Origin of the sequence: uncultured Fenollaria sp. (genome assembly GCF_934202865.1) — a bacterium.
Taxonomy (GTDB): domain Bacteria; phylum Bacillota; class Clostridia; order Tissierellales; family Peptoniphilaceae; genus Fenollaria.
The window spans coordinates 1-16280 of the sequence record NZ_CAKPYL010000031.1 but is presented as its reverse complement, the minus strand read 5'-3'; the positions used below and the strand labels follow the sequence as shown (position 1 = coordinate 16280).

21 protein-coding genes and 1 other annotated feature are annotated in these 16280 nt (G+C 36.1%); all 21 genes read left to right on the top strand.

Annotation, left to right across the window (positions count from 1 at the left end):
- Nucleotides 1-194: ribosome maturation factor RimM (locus Q0E71_RS04500; protein WP_294796457.1), on the top strand; the 194-nt coding region annotated here is incomplete at its 5' end.
- Complete coding sequence (trmD, locus tag Q0E71_RS04495; RefSeq protein ID WP_294796455.1) at nt 191-922, top strand: tRNA (guanosine(37)-N1)-methyltransferase TrmD; 732 nt, start codon at nt 191-193, stop codon at nt 920-922. The genes Q0E71_RS04500 and trmD, both read left to right, overlap by 4 nt.
- Before the next feature lies 1 nt (nt 923).
- Nucleotides 924-1271 carry a 50S ribosomal protein L19 gene (gene rplS, locus Q0E71_RS04490; RefSeq protein WP_294796452.1) on the top strand — a complete coding sequence of 116 codons (348 nt, stop codon included), beginning with the start codon at nt 924-926 and terminating at the stop codon, nt 1269-1271.
- A 107-nt stretch (nt 1272-1378) separates the two neighbouring features.
- The gene (gene ylqF / locus Q0E71_RS04485) at nt 1379-2218 is read left to right on the top strand and encodes a ribosome biogenesis GTPase YlqF (RefSeq protein ID WP_294796450.1); all 840 of its coding nucleotides are present in this window, start codon (nt 1379-1381) and stop codon (nt 2216-2218) included.
- Nucleotides 2211-2837, top strand: a complete 627-nt coding sequence (locus Q0E71_RS04480; RefSeq protein WP_294796448.1) for a ribonuclease HII — start codon at nt 2211-2213, stop codon at nt 2835-2837. Before ylqF ends, Q0E71_RS04480 begins: the two co-directional genes overlap by 8 nt.
- Nucleotides 2827-3204, top strand: a complete 378-nt coding sequence (locus Q0E71_RS04475; protein ID WP_294796446.1) for a YraN family protein — start codon at nt 2827-2829, stop codon at nt 3202-3204. The genes Q0E71_RS04480 and Q0E71_RS04475 overlap by 11 nt, the downstream gene beginning before the upstream one ends.
- A gap of 2 nt (nt 3205-3206) precedes the next feature.
- Nucleotides 3207-4733, top strand: a complete 1527-nt coding sequence (locus Q0E71_RS04470; protein WP_294796443.1) for a YifB family Mg chelatase-like AAA ATPase — start codon at nt 3207-3209, stop codon at nt 4731-4733.
- Nucleotide 4734: 1 nt separating this feature from the next.
- A complete protein-coding gene (gene dprA / locus Q0E71_RS04465) occupies nt 4735-5817 on the top strand; it encodes a DNA-processing protein DprA (RefSeq protein WP_294796441.1) in 1083 nt (360 codons plus the stop codon).
- Between the two features lie 6 nt (nt 5818-5823).
- Nucleotides 5824-7899 (top strand): type I DNA topoisomerase, encoded by a 2076-nt coding sequence (gene topA, locus Q0E71_RS04460; RefSeq protein WP_294796439.1) that lies wholly within the window; start codon nt 5824-5826, stop codon nt 7897-7899.
- A 54-nt stretch (nt 7900-7953) separates the two neighbouring features.
- Nucleotides 7954-8019: a sequence feature (ribosomal protein L21 leader region), on the top strand.
- A gap of 11 nt (nt 8020-8030) precedes the next feature.
- Complete coding sequence (gene rplU / locus Q0E71_RS04455; RefSeq protein WP_294796437.1) at nt 8031-8342, top strand: 50S ribosomal protein L21; 312 nt, start codon at nt 8031-8033, stop codon at nt 8340-8342.
- Nucleotides 8343-8344: 2 nt separating this feature from the next.
- Nucleotides 8345-8707 (top strand): ribosomal-processing cysteine protease Prp, encoded by a 363-nt coding sequence (locus tag Q0E71_RS04450; RefSeq protein WP_294796435.1) that lies wholly within the window; start codon nt 8345-8347, stop codon nt 8705-8707.
- Nucleotides 8701-8991: a 50S ribosomal protein L27 gene (gene rpmA / locus Q0E71_RS04445; RefSeq protein ID WP_019214708.1), complete on the top strand. Its 291-nt coding sequence runs from the start codon at nt 8701-8703 to the stop codon at nt 8989-8991. Before Q0E71_RS04450 ends, rpmA begins: the two co-directional genes overlap by 7 nt.
- Nucleotides 8992-9048: 57 nt before the next feature.
- Nucleotides 9049-10308, top strand: a complete 1260-nt coding sequence (obgE, locus tag Q0E71_RS04440; protein ID WP_294796459.1) for a GTPase ObgE — start codon at nt 9049-9051, stop codon at nt 10306-10308.
- 8 nt (nt 10309-10316) lie between these two features.
- Nucleotides 10317-10610 (top strand): YhbY family RNA-binding protein, encoded by a 294-nt coding sequence (locus Q0E71_RS04435; protein ID WP_294796432.1) that lies wholly within the window; start codon nt 10317-10319, stop codon nt 10608-10610.
- Complete coding sequence (gene nadD / locus Q0E71_RS04430) at nt 10600-11190, top strand: nicotinate (nicotinamide) nucleotide adenylyltransferase (RefSeq protein WP_294796430.1); 591 nt, start codon at nt 10600-10602, stop codon at nt 11188-11190. The genes Q0E71_RS04435 and nadD overlap by 11 nt, the downstream gene beginning before the upstream one ends.
- Entirely contained in the window at nt 11183-11758 is a 576-nt protein-coding gene (yqeK, locus tag Q0E71_RS04425; protein WP_294796428.1) for a bis(5'-nucleosyl)-tetraphosphatase (symmetrical) YqeK, read from the top strand. Before nadD ends, yqeK begins: the two co-directional genes overlap by 8 nt.
- 3 nt (nt 11759-11761) lie before the next feature.
- Complete coding sequence (gene rsfS / locus Q0E71_RS04420; RefSeq protein WP_294796426.1) at nt 11762-12103, top strand: ribosome silencing factor; 342 nt, start codon at nt 11762-11764, stop codon at nt 12101-12103.
- Between the two features lie 2 nt (nt 12104-12105).
- A complete protein-coding gene (locus tag Q0E71_RS04415; protein WP_294796424.1) occupies nt 12106-12486 on the top strand; it encodes a RidA family protein in 381 nt (126 codons plus the stop codon).
- A 9-nt stretch (nt 12487-12495) separates the two neighbouring features.
- Nucleotides 12496-13449, top strand: coding sequence for an L-threonine 3-dehydrogenase (locus Q0E71_RS04410; protein WP_294796422.1), 954 nt, complete (start codon nt 12496-12498; stop codon nt 13447-13449).
- Between the two features lie 532 nt (nt 13450-13981).
- Nucleotides 13982-14935 carry a cadherin-like beta sandwich domain-containing protein gene (locus tag Q0E71_RS04405; protein ID WP_294796420.1) on the top strand — a complete coding sequence of 318 codons (954 nt, stop codon included), beginning with the start codon at nt 13982-13984 and terminating at the stop codon, nt 14933-14935.
- Between the two features lie 71 nt (nt 14936-15006).
- Nucleotides 15007-16280, top strand: a 1274-nt coding sequence (locus Q0E71_RS04400; RefSeq protein ID WP_294796418.1) for a cadherin-like beta sandwich domain-containing protein, incomplete at its 3' end; no start/stop codon positions are given.

The window sequence follows — 16280 nt, the reverse complement described above, 5'->3', positions numbered from 1 at the left end:
CCATGGAAGTTTATAGCGAAGCAGACGAGTTTATTGGCACTGTTAAAGATGTCATGGAAACGAGCGCAAATCACGTGCTAGTTGTGGATCATGACGGCAAGGAAGCACTTATTCCTTTTGTTAAAGCCTTTATCAAAGAACTTGACTTGAAAAATAAAAAGATCAAGGTCAAACTCATAGAAGGTATCTTATGATAAAGTTTAACGTCTTAACGCTGTTCCCAGAGATGTTTACAGCACTGACTGATTTTAGTATAATCAAAAGGGCTATAGACAATGAGCTTATAGAGATCAATCTTATTAATTTTAGAGACTACTCTAAGGACAAGCACAATAAAGTTGATGACTACCCATATGGTGGTGGCAGCGGCATGCTTTTAAGAGCGGATGTTCTTAAGGACTGCTTAGAAGATATTAAGCCCAAAAAGCTTATATATCTTTCACCGAAGGGCAAACTATTCAATCAAGACTTGGCCAAAGAGTATGCAAAACTTGACGAGATAACAATTCTTTGTGGGCATTACGAAGGTTTAGATGAGAGAATCATCCAAAACTATGTCGATGAAGAGATATCTATCGGGGATTATGTATTGACCGGTGGAGAACTACCCGCTATGGTAATCATAGATACCGTATCGAGGTTAGTTGATTCAGTAATAAAAGAAGATTCGTATTCAGACGAAACTCACATGTCAAATTTTTTAGAGTATCCTCAGTACACCAGACCATATGATCTGGATGGGGATAAGGTTCCAGATGTACTGCTTAGTGGAAACCATCAAGATGTCGATGACTTTAGACTCATTGAGTCATTCAAGGCAACTGTTAAAAACAGGATAGACTTACTTGATTTTGCTAAGCTAGATAAAAAGGAAATGAAAAATTTGAGAGAAATATTAAATAAACTAAAGAAGGAGGACTAAGATGGACTATATTAAGATGCTTGAAGCACAACAATTAAGAGACAACATTCCTCAATTTCATGTAGGTGACACTGTTCAAGTTCACTATAAAGTTGTAGAAGGTACACGTGAAAGAATCCAAGTGTACGAAGGTACTGTAATTAAGAGACAAAACGGCGGAGCTAAAGAAACATTTACAGTAAGAAGATTGTCATATGGTATTGGTGTTGAAAGAACATTCTTACTTCACTCTCCAAGAATCGACAAGATCGTTCTTGTTAGAAAAGGTAGAGTTAGAAGAGCTAAACTTTACTACTTAAGAGACAGAGTTGGTAAAGCTGCTAAAGTTAGAGAAAAACAATCGTTTTAATTGATTTAAAGACATTCTATTGAGAGAGTGTCTTTTTTCTTTGCGATATTTATTTACATTGACTGTCTTTTGTGATAATATAGAAGATAGTTAGGAAGGTGTATGCTATGAATATAAACTGGTACCCTGGACATATGAAGAAGACCAGAGAGTCTTTACTAGAGATGTCAAAGTTAGTCGATATAGTTATCGAGCTAATAGATGCGCGAGCACCTATGTCGAGCACTAACCCCATAATCAAAGAAATAACGGCAAACAAAGCCAAGATTATATTATTAAATAAAGCGGACTTAGCAGATGATAGAGTTAACAAAAAATGGATAGCTCATTATAAAGACGCAAAGTGCATTGAGTTCAACGCGAAAGACAAATCGAACGTGAAGATAATTATTGACTTATCACGCAAAGAGGTCGATAATTACCACAAAGAGCACAAGCAAAGAGAGCACTTCGGACCTATCAAGGCCATGGTTGTCGGCATACCAAATGTTGGCAAGTCTACTTTTATTAACTTAATGAATAATAAAAAGAGCCTTAAAACAGGCAACAAACCAGGTGTAACTAAGAAGAACCAATGGATTAGGGTCGATAATGACTTTATGCTTCTTGATACGCCAGGCGTTTTGTGGCCAAAATTCGAAAGCCAAGAGATAGGCATGAACCTTGCTTTCATCGGCTCAATCAAAGATGAGATACTTAATAAAGATGACATCGCCATCGCTCTAATTAAGTTCCTTAAGAGTAATTATAGCGGTGTGCTTAACGCGAGATACAAGGTTAATGAGGATGCTACAGAGCTTGAAATACTTGAAGAGATAGCAAAGAACAGAGGCTTTATACTTAAAGGTAATGAGCTTGATGTGTACAAAGCCATAAATATACTTGTAGACGAGTTCAGAAAAGGACTTTTAGGCAGAATTTCGCTTGAGGAGCCGCTAGATGAATAAAGATTACGAAGATAAACTTTTTGACGAAGGCCACAAGATTATAGTCGGCATAGACGAGGTAGGTAGAGGACCCTTCTTTGGAGACGTACTTGCTTGCGCCATAGCTTTTGAAAAGGACTTTTTTATGGAAGAGGTCAACGACTCGAAAAAGCTTAGTCAAAAGAAGAGAGAAAAAATTTTTAAAGAGCTAGTTAAAAATGCCATCGGCATAGGAATTGGCAAGGCTAGCCCCGAAGAGATAGACGAAATCAACATTAAAGAGGCAACTCATCTAGCTATGCAAAGAGCAGTCGAAGACTTTCATGACGATATGAATAATAAGCTTAAGCCAGATATAATCTTGATTGATGCGGAAAAGATTGACGTAGATGTAGAACAAAGAGCTATTGTTCATGGCGATGCTACTGTATTTACTATAGCTGCGGCAAGTATAGTAGCCAAGGTGCTTAGAGACGCTGATATTACTTATTTAGCAGAGAAGTATCCTCATTATGACTTAGAGAATAATAAAGGTTATGGCACTAAAAAACATAGAGAAGCCATTTTAAAATATGGCCCAACGCCGCTACATAGAAAAACTTTTTTGAGAAAGCTTTTGGGTAATGACGATGCAAAATAATTTTAATAGAAAAGACAATAGAAAAAAGGGAAGATTTGGCGAAGAAGAAGCTAAGGAATATCTTCAAAACGAAGGCTACTTTATAATTGATCAAAACTATCAGGTAAGAGATGGCGAGATAGACATCATAGCAAGGGACGATGAGTACCTAATTTTCGTTGAGGTTAAGGCCAGAAACAAGATGGACTATGGTAGGCCCATGGAGGCAGTTACCAAATCTAAGCAAAAGAAGATAATCAAAACGGCTGAGTACTATCTCTATGAGCATCAAAACTTAAACTATCAGCCAAGATTTGATGTGATTGAAGTGAATTTTTCTACGAACAAGATTAAGCATATTAAAAACGCATTTTGGATAGGAGATTAAAGATGTATTCTAAAGTAAATACTTGTGTTTTACAAGGCTTGAACGCAAGGATAATTAACGTTGAGAGCGACTTATCAAGTGGCTTACCACAATTTAATATCGTTGGACTTGCCGATACTGCGATAAAAGAGTCTAAGGAAAGAGTTAGAACAGCGGTAAAGAACTCGGATATAGAGTTTCCAATCAAGAGGATAACCATAAATTTAGCGCCAGCAAATGAAAAGAAGGAAGGTTCTCAGATGGACCTTGCCATCGCCGTAGGAATTTTGCTTGCCAACGGCGATATTGACAATCAAGATACTTCGGATATGGTCATCATAGGCGAACTCGCTCTTGATGGCACAGTAAATTCTGTTCAAGGCGCACTACCTATGCTTATATCGATGCGTGACCTTAATGTGAAAAAATGCATTGTACCTGACGCGAACAAAAAAGAGTGCGCTATAGTTGAGGATATAGAGATAATTCCAGTGAAGAACCTAAGGGAAGTAGTTGACTACCTTAATGGACAAATTGTGATAGAACCATATAAAAACGAGGAAGAAGAGATTATAAATACAGTTGATGACAGTGTGGACTTCTCTGATATGAAGGGTCAAGAGGGTCTTAAGAGAGCTATGGAGATAGCTGCAGCTGGCGGACACAATATGCTCATCATAGGACCACCAGGCTCAGGTAAGACCATGGCTGCAAGAAGGCTAGCGACAATACTACCTGATTTAACTTTTGAAGAAGCGATAGAGATCACAAAGATATATAGTATATCAGGCTTATTAAAAGACGAAGGCCTGGTAAAGAGAAGACCATTCAGGTCGCCTCACCACACATCATCAGATGTTGCCTTGATAGGCGGAGGAAGAATACCAAAGCCGGGCGAGGTCTCACTTGCGCATCATGGCGTATTGTTCTTAGACGAGTTGCCAGAATTTCCTAGAAAAGTTTTGGAAGTATTAAGACAGCCAATTGAAGATGGCGAAGTAACAGTTTCACGTGTTAATGCAACGCTAAAATATCCATCCAAGTTCATGTTCGTGGCATCTATGAACCCATGTCCATGTGGCTACTTTGGCGACGAGACTCACCAATGCACTTGCACTCAAAGTCAAATCGACAGGTACTTAGGTAAAATCTCAAGCCCATTATTAGATAGAATCGACATACATATCGAGGTAAAGCCGGTTAAGTACGATGAACTAAGCTCTAAGACTGAGTGCGAATCGTCTGAGACTATTCGTGAGAGGGTCAATAGGGCAAGAAAGAGACAGCTTGAAAGATATAAAAAAGAAGGCATCATCTCAAACTCAGAGCTTACAAATAAGATGATTAAGAAATATGTCAAACTTGATGACAAGGCTCAAGAGATTATGGAATTTGCTTTCAAAAAATTTAATTTCAGTGCAAGAAGCTATAATAAAATACTTAAACTTGCTAGAACTATCGCCGATTTAGCTGATAGTGACTTAGTTTTAGAAAAGCACGTACTTGAAGCAATTCAATATAGAACACTAGATAAAAAATACTGGAGATAAGATGGATACTAGAGATATACTTTTGTATTTAAACAGCATCTTCGCCGAAAGGGCTGCTGTATTTAGCTTATTCGATTTGAATATTGAGCTAAATGATATCATGAATATGGATAGAGCTTCATTAAAAAAGCTAAATCTATTTCCCGATGCAATTATAAATAAGATTGTAAATGATGATAAAGAGGCAATCGTATATAAAATTAAGGAAAAGCTTGACAAGATTGACGCAGACTTTATGACTTTTCTTGACGAAGATTTTCCAAGCAGATTGCTTTTTATAGACGACCCACCATATTTATTGTTTTACAAGGGAAAGATTATTGATGACGATGAAAACTCTGTTGCTATAGTTGGAGCGAGGAAGTCCACAAGCTATGGTCAGCTCGCGTGTAAAGAGATTGCTCGCGATTTATCTATGAAGAAGATCTGTATTATATCAGGTCTTGCACTTGGCATCGACTCAATCGCGCATCAAACAGCTCTTGAAAATGATAACAGAACCATAGCCGTTATTGGTAATGGCATTGATCAGATATACCCAAGGCGCAACGAAAGGCTTTACGCAGAGATAGCGGATCACGGAGCGGTCATATCAGAGTTTCCTCTTGGCGAGCAGCCGCTTAGATATAATTTTCCTGTAAGAAATAGAATAATAAGCGCTTTATCTAAATTAGTTATAGTTGTTGAGGCGCAAAAGAGGAGCGGTTCACTAATTACGGCTAGACTTGCTCTTGAACAAGGAAGAGACGTTTACGCCGTGCCAGGCAACATTTTCTCGGCCAATAGTGAGGGCTGCAATACGCTTATTAGGGACGGGGCAGGCATATACACAAACATCGATGACCTAATTGAAACTAGTAGTTTGGTGGACAATTCCATAACTATGGCAAAAGAAAATTTAGATTTAAGTGATGACGAAAGAAAAGTTTATGATATAATAAAGAACGGCGATGTAAATTATGAGATAATACTCGCAAAAGCAGGACTTGATAGCGCCTCTTTATCGGCTCTACTAACAATACTTGAGCTAAAGGGCGTCATAACGAGTCAAGGACAAAGAACATACTATGCGAACAGAAGGTGATGATAGATGGATTTAATTATAGTTGAGTCCCCGACAAAGGCGAAGACTATATCGAAGTTTTTGCCAAAGACTTATAAGATAGTTGCTTCGAAGGGACATTTAAGGGACCTGCCAAAGAGTAGGTTTGCGATTGATGTAGAAAATAATTTTGAACCAGAATATATAAATATTAGAGGAAAAGGACCTATTATCAACGAGCTAAAGGATTTAGCTAAGAAGGCTGATAGAGTTTATCTCGCAACTGACCCCGATAGAGAGGGTGAGGCAATTAGCTTTCACTTAGCTTATATTTTAGATATAGATCCAAAGGAGCTTGACAGAATTGAGTTTCATGAAATAACTAAAAATGCTGTAACTAAGGCTATAGGTGAGCCGCGCGGCATTGATATGGACTTAGTAGACGCTCAACAAGCAAGAAGAGTGCTTGATAGAATTGTAGGTTACAAGATAAGCCCAATACTATGGAAGAAGATCAGATCTGGTCTATCAGCAGGTAGAGTACAATCGAGTGCACTTAAACTTATTGTTGATAGAAAAAGAGAGATAGATGCCTTTGTTCCTGAAGAGTACTGGAACTTGAAGGCTTTGTATAATCATGGAAATGAAGAGTTCGAGGCAAAGTTTGTTGGAACCATTGATGGCAAAGGCAAAGTTAATAAGCTTGATGTTCATAACATTAAAGAGAAGAATGCCATAGTTAAAGAGATCAAGGCAGCCGAGCACATCTGCGAGAGCATCAAAAAATCAGTATCATCAAGAATGCCAAGCCCGCCATATACAACGAGTACCCTTCAACAAGATGCATCGAGGATATTAAATTTCTCCTCATCAAAGACCATGAAGGTGGCTCAAAGTCTTTACGAAGGCATCAACATTGGCAAGGGTTCACAAACAGGTCTCATCACTTACATGAGAACCGACTCAACAAGGCTTTCTGATGAAGCTTGTAGCGCTGCACAAAGCCATATTCTTAGTCAATATGGCAAGGAATATCACAAGAAGAATAATTACGCACAAAAGAAGTCAAAGAACGCTCAAGACGCACACGAGGCGATAAGACCAGTTAATATAAACATAAATCCAAGTCAAATATCAAAGTACTTGTCGCAAGACGAGCTTAAGCTTTATAGATTAATTTGGCAAAGATTTTTAATGACGCAAATGGCGAGCGCTAAGTTTGATACTTTGACTATAGATTTTGCTTCTGGTAAATATATATTTAGATCAAACTATAAGAGCTTAAAGTTTGATGGTTTCTTAAAAGTGTCATCGTATGAAAAATTCGATGAGAAGAAAGATGTCAAGTTTAAAGCGAAGGACAAAGTTGATTTAGAAAAAATAGAAGGCGAAAAGAAATTTACTCAGCCTAAGAGCTACTATACAGAAGCAACTTTGATCAAGGCACTTGAAGAGCTTGGTATAGGTAGACCAAGTACTTACTCGCCAACTATATCGACACTGATCAATCGTAATTATATAGAGATAGAAAAGAAGATGTTTATACCGACAGAGCTTGGTATATCGGTTACTAAGCTTATGGAAGAGAACTTCAACTCGATAGTCGATGCAAAGTTCACTGCTTATTTAGAGAGCAAACTTGATGATATCGCTGTCGGCAAGGTCGAGTGGAAGGATGTAATAGCGGACTTTTATGAAGACTTTATCAAGGACGTAGAAAAAGCCGAGAAAGAAGCAAAGGACTATGAGCTTAAAGATGAAGTGACTGACGTTAAGTGCAAGCTATGCGGAAAGCCAATGCTTGTAAAGAGATCTAGGTACGGTAAGTTCCTTGGCTGCTCGGGCTTCCCTGAGTGTAAGTACACTGAGCCAATCGTCGAAAAGACAGGAGCACTTTGCCCTAAGTGTGGCCACGATATAATTAAGAAGAAGTCCAAGAGCGGAAGAATTTTTTACGGCTGCTCTAACTATCCAAACTGTGATTTTGCTACGTTTGATGAGGTTTATTCAGAGCCATGTCCTAAGTGCGGTAAGTACAGAACAATCAAGAGAAAGAGTAAAGAAAATATAATTACTTGTCCAAATTGTGGCTTCGAAGAAGTGATTGATAAGAAAAAAAGCTAAAATATCAAATATTATTCAAAAAAAGCTTGACATTTTCATCATTTCTGATATAATAGTTAGGTAAACCGCTCAGAATTGGTTTTAAGTTAATCACCAACGATGGCGAGACTAAGTTAGAGGAGGTATTAGACTTGTACGCAATTGTAGAAACAGGTGGAAAGCAATACATGGTTAAAGAAAACGATGTAATCCACGTAGAAAAGTTAGAAGCTAATGAAGGCGACGAAATTAGCTTAGAGAATGTACTTTTCGTCTCTAATGATGGGGATAACAAAGTGGGTAAACCTTATGTAGAAGGTGCTAAGGTTACTTGCAAAGTTTTGAAACAAGGTAAATCTAAAAAGATTGTTGTATTCAAATACAAACCTAAAAAGAACGAAAGAAAGAAAAAAGGTCATAGACAACCATTTACAAGATTAGAAGTAACTAAGATCGAAGCTTAGTTATGACTACAGTAAGTTTTTTCGAGAAAGATGGCAAGATAGTAGAATTTGAATTTGACGGACATGCAAATTACGCCCATGAAGATGGCATAATATGCGCAAGTCTCTCAGCTCTTTCTATATCAACGGTCAATTCTTTAGAAGAAATAGCAGGATTAAATGAAAACGAAGAGTACTTCGTAGAAATTTATGAAGATGACGATAAAGACGAGGTTAAATTAAGTTTTAAGTATAGGACAGATGATCCTGAAAAGGACTACATAAGTCAGATACTACTAAAGTCTTTATTACTAAGCGTTAAAAATATATATAAGGAACACTCCGATAGAGTGGCTGTATATGTGAAGGAGGTAAAGAAATGTTAAAAATTAATTTACAATTATTCTCCTCTAAAAAGGGACTTGGTTCTTCAAAAAACGGTAGAGACAGTAAGCCAAAAATGCTTGGAACAAAGCGTGGAGACGGACAATTCGTTCTATCAGGTAACATTCTTGTAAGACAAAGAGGAACAAAGATTCATCCCGGTAATAATGTCGGTAGAGGAAAAGACGATACACTTTTTGCTATGATTGATGGCGTTGTTAAATTCGAAAGAAAAGACAAGAAAAGAAAACAAGTAAGTGTATATCCAAAAGAAGTTTTAGCATAGTTTTAAGGAACCGGTACACGGTTCCTTTTTTATTAAGGTGGTGATAACGTGTTAGACATGGTAGTATTAGAATTAAAAGCTGGTAAGGGCGGAGACGGCATGGTCGGCTGGAGAAGAGAAAAGTTTGAACCTGCTGGAGGACCTTACGGCGGAGATGGAGGCAAGGGCGCATCCATAATTTTAAAAGCTGACTCAAATATGAGAACGCTTATAGATTTTAAACATAAGAGAATATTTAAAGCTGAAAATGGTGAAAATGGCAAAAATAAATTGCAATATGGTAAAGATGGTGAGGACTTAGTCCTTAAAGTTCCTGTTGGTACACTTGTTAAGGAGTATAACTCTAAGGGACTTATTATGGACTTAAAAAATGATGGCGATGAAGTCATCATAGCCAAAGGCGGCAGAGGCGGCAGAGGTAATGCAAAGTTCAAAAACTCTGTAAGACAGGCACCAACATTTGCAGAGCCTGGTAAAAAAGGTGAAGAGATAAAAGTAATACTTGAGTTAAAGCTTATAGCAGACGTTGGCTTCATAGGCTACCCAAACGTAGGTAAATCATCGCTTTTATCGGTGATATCAAGAGCAAAACCAAAGATTGCTAACTATCACTTCACAACACTTGAGCCAAACCTTGGCGTAGTTACAACAAAGGACAATAACAGCTTTGTTGCGGCAGACATACCAGGGCTTATAGAGGGCGCACACGAAGGTCTAGGACTTGGCCACAGCTTCTTAAAGCATATAGAAAGGACCAATGTACTTGCTCACGTCGTTGATGCATCAAAATCAGAAAGAGAAAATCCTATTGAGGACTTTAAAAAGATAAACGAAGAATTATTCTCTTATAATGAAAAATTAAAAGACAAAAAGCAATTAGTCGTATTAAATAAGGCAGATTTAGTTTACGAAAAAGAAGATCTAGAAAAGCTTCAAAGCGAGTTCAAAGAGATGGGCTACGATAGCGTTATTACAAGTAGTGCAACGCTTGAAGGCGTTGAGATGCTTAAGTATAAGCTATATGACATCATCAAGGACATGCCAAGAAATGTTAACGAAACATTCGATGACGAAGTATACATTAAAGAGGATACAGACATTCCTGTTCATGTATATAAGTCAGGTGGCATATACTTTGTTGAAGGAACAAAGGTCGAAAACGTTTTAGCAGGCGTTTATGCTGACAATATAGACTCACTAAGATATTTCCAAAGATTCCTTGAAAAAGAAGGTATCATGGACGAGCTTAGAGAGCTTGGACTAGAAGACTCAGATACAGTCGATGTATGCGGCTTCGAGTTTGATTATTATAGATAGGTGATATTATGACAGGAAAAGAAAGAGCAAAATTAAAATCAATCGCACAAAATTTAAAAGCTACATTTCAAATAGGCAAGGAAGGCATTTCGGCTGAATTTATCAATCAGATCGATGATTATTTAGAAAAGAATGAAATTGTTAAGATCAGAGTTTTAAATAATTCATCAGAAGATGTAAAAGAAGCACAAGTCTTTCTTATGGAAGAGCTTAACTGTGAGTTCGTTCAACAAATTGGCTCAATATTTGTAATTTACAGAGAGTCGTTAAAGAGACCGAGACTTTTGCAAGATGAAAAATAAGATACTTATTTTTGGCGGCACATTTAATCCCATTCACAATGGGCATTTAATATTGGCTGAGCATTGTATAAATGAAGAGGGCTTTGATAAAGTAGTCTTTATTCCGACTATGAATCCATATTATAAGGATACCCTTGATTTTGATACAAGACTTAAAATGTTAAAGATGGCGATTAAAGACAATGATAAATTTGCCTATTCAAGCATAGAAAAGAGATATAATCTAGAAGGAAAGCTTTACTTGATCCTTGAAAAGATTTCAAAGCTTAGTGATGATGACATCACCATACTTATAGGCTCAGATAGTCTTATGAATCTTGATTGGTGGTATGAAAAAGAAAAGCTTTTGAAAAAATACAAATTTCTTGTATTAAAAAGAGATGAAAGTGATAAGATAATAAATGAGAAGATAAATGAATATGAAAAAAAATATTCTGCTCATATAAAAATTTTAGACAATAAGAGAATAGATATTTCTTCAAGCGATATAAGAGACATGATTAAAAATAAAAAAGATATAAAATATCTTGTAGCAGATAAAGTTTATAGATATATAAAGGATGAGAAGCTATATGTATGATATTGAAAAGTTTAAAGAAAAACTAAAAAGCGAAGTAAAGCCGTCAAGGTACGAGCACTCTTTATCAGTTATGAATTTTTCAGTAGAGCTCGCAAAATACTATGGCGTAGACGAAGAAAAGGCAAAAGTCGCAGGACTTTTACACGACTGTGCAAAATATAAAGATAAAGATAAGATATTGCAAAAGGCAAAAGAATTTGATATAATAATTGATGGTGACTTAAATCACACTATAAAAGTGCTTCACTCTTTACTCGGCTACTATATAGCAAGAGATGAGTACGGCATAGAGGACGAAGAAGTGCTTTTAGCTATAAAAAATCACGCTCTTGGAAGAGAAAATATGAGTGATTTAGAAAAGATTGTGTTTTACGCAGACTTTGCAGAGCCTTTAAGAACTTATTCCATGGCGGAAAAGCTTAGAGAGTTTAAATACGAAGGCCTTACAAAGGCAGCGTATGAAGCAGTGAACTTGAGCCTTTGCTATTTACTTGAAGAGGGCTTATACGTTCACACACAATCATTAAAAACAAGAAATTCATTATTATTGGAGTTGAAAGGAGAATAATTTTTGGAAGTTAAAGAAAAGTTAGAAATAATTCAAAATACAATTGAAGCGAAGAAGGGCTTTGACATTGATACTATATTTATAGGAGATAGAAGTTCTATTGCTGATTATTTTGTAATCTGTTCAGCCAATAATAAATCACAAGCTGAGTCAATCATGGACGAGATTGATGAAAAACTTGCCGTACAAGGCGTATTGCCAAGACGCGTTGAAGGCAAAGCAACAAGCAATTGGATAATCATGGATTATGAAGACATAATCGTTCACATATTTTTAAGCGATGATAGAGAATACTATAATCTTGAAAGATTATGGAAAAATTTAGAAACAGAAAGTGAGGAATAACAATGAGTCTAAAAAGTGTAGACACTAAAAAAGCACCAGGTGCTGTAGGACCATATTCACAAGCGATAGCTTTTGAAAGATTTTGTTTCACATCAGGTCAACTACCTATCAATCCTGAAACAGGAGAGTTGATTTCTGATGATATCGAAAAAGCTACTGAACAATCCATTAAAAATGTAGAAGCAATTTTAAATGAAGCTGGCTTCACATTAGAAGACGTAGTTAAGACAACTATCTTTGTAAAAGATATGAAAGATTTTTCAAAAGTTAATGGCGTTTACGAAAAATACTTCTCAAGTCATAAACCTGCAAGATCTTGCGTAGAGGTATCAACTCTACCTAAGAATGGGCTTATTGAAATAGAAGCAATTGCATATAAATAGGAGGAAGAAATGAGAAAAGTATTAGTTACTGGAGCTTTAGGACAAATTGGTTCTGAACTTGTAAAGAGATTTAGAAAAGAATACGGCGACAGCAATGTTGTTGTATCAGACGTTAGAGAATTACCTGAAAGAAAAGACATCATAGACGCAGGTCCATTCGAATTAATTGATGTTACAGATGGTAAGAGAATTAAAGAAGTTGCCGATAAATATCAAGTAAACACTATAGTTCACTTAGCAGCACTTCTATCAGCAGTTGGCGAAAAGGTACCACAAAAGTGCTGGCAAATCAACATGGGTGGCTTATACAATGTATTGGAAGTTGCTAGAGAAAATGAATGCCAAGTATTTACACCAAGCTCAATCGCTTGCTTTGGACCAGAAACACCAAAGGATAAAACACCTCAAACAACATTACAAAGACCAACATCTATGTACGGTGTAACTAAAGTAGCTGGCGAAAACCTTTGCGACTACTACCACTTAAGATTTGGCGTTGACACAAGAGGAGTTAGATTCCCTGGTATCATCTCATACGATACACTTCCAGGCGGAGGAACAACTGACTACGCTGTTGATATCTATTATGACGCAATTAAAAAAGGTTCTTACGAATGCTTCATCAAAGAAGGTACATACATGGACATGATGTATATGCCAGATGCACTAGATGCAGTTCTTCAACTTATTGAAGCAGACGGATCAAAACTAATACACAGAAACGCATTCAACATCGCTGCAATGAGTTTCGAACCAGAAGAAATTAAAAGGTCAATACAAAAATTCATGCCAGAATTTACTATGACATACAATGTTGACCCAGTTAGACAAGCAATTGCAGATTCATGGCCAAACTCATTAGACGACAGCTGCGCAAGAGAAGAATGGGGCTGGAAGCCTAAATACGATCTTGACACAATGAGTAAAGACATGCTTGAAAAGCTAAGAGAAAAATTAAAATAGTTTAATCAATATTATTATACGAGGCAGAGTGAGAAATCATTCTGCTTTTTATATGCCAATTCATAAAAAATATTTAGAAAAAATATAAAAAAATATTGTAAAATTTGTAAAAAAATAGTATAATATAGAAAAGAATTTTGTGTGAGGATATTTTCGAAAAATATTTAAAATTATCACAAAAAATACTTGACAAAACATTTTGGGGTGATAAAATGTTTACAAGACAAGACAAGACAAGACAAGACAAGACAAGACAAGACAAGACAAGACAAGACAAGACAAGACAAGACAAGACAATATAGTTAATTTATCTACTTTTTTAGGTGGATTTATTTTAGTGCTTTTCATGCAGTTTATGCGTGCAAGCACTTTTTTTATTGCCTCAACAAAGGCGGTGCATATTAAATTTACTTGACAAGTATATTAGCGTAGTTAAATCAAAATAAAAAATAAAAATATTTAAGAGGTGAAGAAAATGAAGAATTAAAAAAACAAATTATCAATAATTTTAGTTTTTGTAATGTTGCTTGCTTTGCTGCCAATAAATCAAAATACAGCATATGCCTTGGATACAAGCGATTCAAGTACAGAACTTGAAAATTTATATGCTAAAGTTACTGATAGAAGTGGTGGCTGGCAAAGAAAAGATTGTGATCCAAGTTTTGATCCAGCTACTAAAAGATATACTATAGCTGTCGAACAAAATTATACTGACATTTATTTTTACATTGGATGGGCAAAAGACGGCCAAGCATTCGAAGTCAAAATGAATGGCAATGCTCTAAGTTTAGCAAATGCAGCCAACGGTTTTACTACTGATACGAAATACTTAAATGAAAGCTCTACAGAGTTTGAATTTAAAGTTACTTCAAAGGACAAGACCAATTCTGACACATACTACGTTACAGTTATAAGAGGTGATGTAGCTAATTTAAAGAAAATAACTGTCAAGAATGGAAAAGCAAATAAGACCATGGCTTTTGCGGGAGACTATATAACCATAAAAGCTAATCCAGCTCCTGCCGGAAAAGTTTTTGATATATGGAAAAGTGATAAAAATGATATCAGTTTTACAAACATAGCAAATTCTTCTACAGGCTTTACTATGCCTGATAGAGATGTAACTGTAGAAGCAATTTATAAAATTGATCCGGAAGTAAGTGCGGAGTTAGACGATATCGTGGCTAAAGTTAAAAAAGATAGTACCGGCTGGGAGACAAAAGATCTTAATCCAGTATACGACAGAGTAACTAATACTTATACATTAAATGTTGACAAAGATTACAACAAAGCTTACTTTTACTTAGCATGGGATGATAAAGATCAAACAATTGTTGCCAAGAAAGACGGAGTGGATTTAAGATTAGATACACTTTCAAGTGGGTATGATACAATAGCTACAGATTTGACTAAATTAGAAACTGTATTTACATTTGAAGTAACATCTAAAGATAAAAAAATACTAACACTTACACTGTCAAAGTAAAAAGAGGTAATGCTTCAGATTTATACAATGTAGAAGTTGTTAATGGTACTGCAAGTCCTAACCCTGCTTATGTGGACGACATTGTTTATATAGATGCAACTACTGCCCCTCAAGGAAAAGTTTTTGATTATTGGAAAAAAGATGGCAATGACATAACTATTTTAAATCCAACAAATGCATCTACAAGGTTTAAGATGCCCGCAAGAAATGTAAAAGTTGAGGCTATTTATAAAATTGATCCAGCAGTAAGTGCAGAGTTAAAGGATATAAAGGCTTATGTTTCCGGTGCCGGCATGGGTGCTTGGGATACTTTTAGTGTTACACCTAATTATGATAGAGCAACAAAGGAATATACATTAGCTATTCCTAATAAATATAATAAAATTTATTTCTTCTTAGCTTGGGATGACGAAGGACAAAAAATTGTTGCCAAGAAAGATGGAGCTGATTTAGGATTCAGTAACAAACTTTCAACTGGTTATAATACAAATAATGCTGGTTTAACTGACGAGGCTAGCGTATATACATTTGAGGTTACTTCTAAAGATGGAAAGAGCACGAACATATATAAGGTAACTGTTACAAGAGAAGCTTCACCGTTAACACCTGTGAACATTCCAACAGCAAAGACCAATTTAGTTTACAATGGAAGTCCTCAAATAGGTGTAAATGAAGGAACAGGCTACACATTAACAGGAAATATCGAAACAAACGCAGGCACATATACTGCAAAGGCAACGCTTGAAGCAGGATATATGTGGAGCGATGGAACTACAAATGATAAAGAAATTTCATTTGCAATTAAAAAAGCAAGACCAACATATACAGAGCCTGCAAATTTAACAGGCAAAAAAGGCGATAAGCTTTCAACAGTAGATTTACCAGCACAATTCAAATGGAAAAATGGAAATATAACATTAGATACAGTAGGAGATAACACTTACTACGCAGAATTTACTCCGACTGACACAGAAAACTACGAAGTAATAGACGTAGATTTGACAGTTAAAGTTGAAGAAGTAGCACACAATATAACTGTGACAAATGGAACTTCAAGTGCAGCAACAGCAAAACAAGGAGAATCTGTAACAGTAACAGCAACAGTACCGACTGACAAAGAATTTGACGCATGGGAAGCAACTGGTATAACTCTTACAGATACTCAAAAGAAAGAAAATCCACTTACAATTACAATGCCTGACAATGATATTACTTTGACAGCAAAATTAAAAGATAAAGCACCAACAGTAACAGCTATAGCAGTAAATAGCACAAACCATAAAACAGAATACAAAGTTGGCGAAGATTTAGACGTAACAAACCTAACAATAGAAGTTACAAAATC

What these genes read in the sequence shown, in the direction of transcription:
- trmD (WP_294796455.1), top strand. Translation starts at nt 191, where the DNA reads ATGATAAAGTTTAACGTCTTAACGCTGTTCCCAGAGATGTTTACAGCA.
- rplS (WP_294796452.1), top strand. Translation starts at nt 924, where the DNA reads ATGGACTATATTAAGATGCTTGAAGCACAACAATTAAGAGACAACATT.
- ylqF (WP_294796450.1), top strand. Translation starts at nt 1,379, where the DNA reads ATGAATATAAACTGGTACCCTGGACATATGAAGAAGACCAGAGAGTCT.
- Q0E71_RS04480 (WP_294796448.1), top strand. Translation starts at nt 2,211, where the DNA reads ATGAATAAAGATTACGAAGATAAACTTTTTGACGAAGGCCACAAGATT.
- Q0E71_RS04475 (WP_294796446.1), top strand. Translation starts at nt 2,827, where the DNA reads ATGCAAAATAATTTTAATAGAAAAGACAATAGAAAAAAGGGAAGATTT.
- Q0E71_RS04470 (WP_294796443.1), top strand. Translation starts at nt 3,207, where the DNA reads ATGTATTCTAAAGTAAATACTTGTGTTTTACAAGGCTTGAACGCAAGG.
- dprA (WP_294796441.1), top strand. Translation starts at nt 4,735, where the DNA reads ATGGATACTAGAGATATACTTTTGTATTTAAACAGCATCTTCGCCGAA.
- topA (WP_294796439.1), top strand. Translation starts at nt 5,824, where the DNA reads ATGGATTTAATTATAGTTGAGTCCCCGACAAAGGCGAAGACTATATCG.
- Q0E71_RS04450 (WP_294796435.1), top strand. Translation starts at nt 8,345, where the DNA reads ATGACTACAGTAAGTTTTTTCGAGAAAGATGGCAAGATAGTAGAATTT.
- rpmA (WP_019214708.1), top strand. Translation starts at nt 8,701, where the DNA reads ATGTTAAAAATTAATTTACAATTATTCTCCTCTAAAAAGGGACTTGGT.
- obgE (WP_294796459.1), top strand. Translation starts at nt 9,049, where the DNA reads ATGGTAGTATTAGAATTAAAAGCTGGTAAGGGCGGAGACGGCATGGTC.
- Q0E71_RS04435 (WP_294796432.1), top strand. Translation starts at nt 10,317, where the DNA reads ATGACAGGAAAAGAAAGAGCAAAATTAAAATCAATCGCACAAAATTTA.
- nadD (WP_294796430.1), top strand. Translation starts at nt 10,600, where the DNA reads ATGAAAAATAAGATACTTATTTTTGGCGGCACATTTAATCCCATTCAC.
- yqeK (WP_294796428.1), top strand. Translation starts at nt 11,183, where the DNA reads ATGTATGATATTGAAAAGTTTAAAGAAAAACTAAAAAGCGAAGTAAAG.
- Q0E71_RS04415 (WP_294796424.1), top strand. Translation starts at nt 12,106, where the DNA reads ATGAGTCTAAAAAGTGTAGACACTAAAAAAGCACCAGGTGCTGTAGGA.
- Q0E71_RS04410 (WP_294796422.1), top strand. Translation starts at nt 12,496, where the DNA reads ATGAGAAAAGTATTAGTTACTGGAGCTTTAGGACAAATTGGTTCTGAA.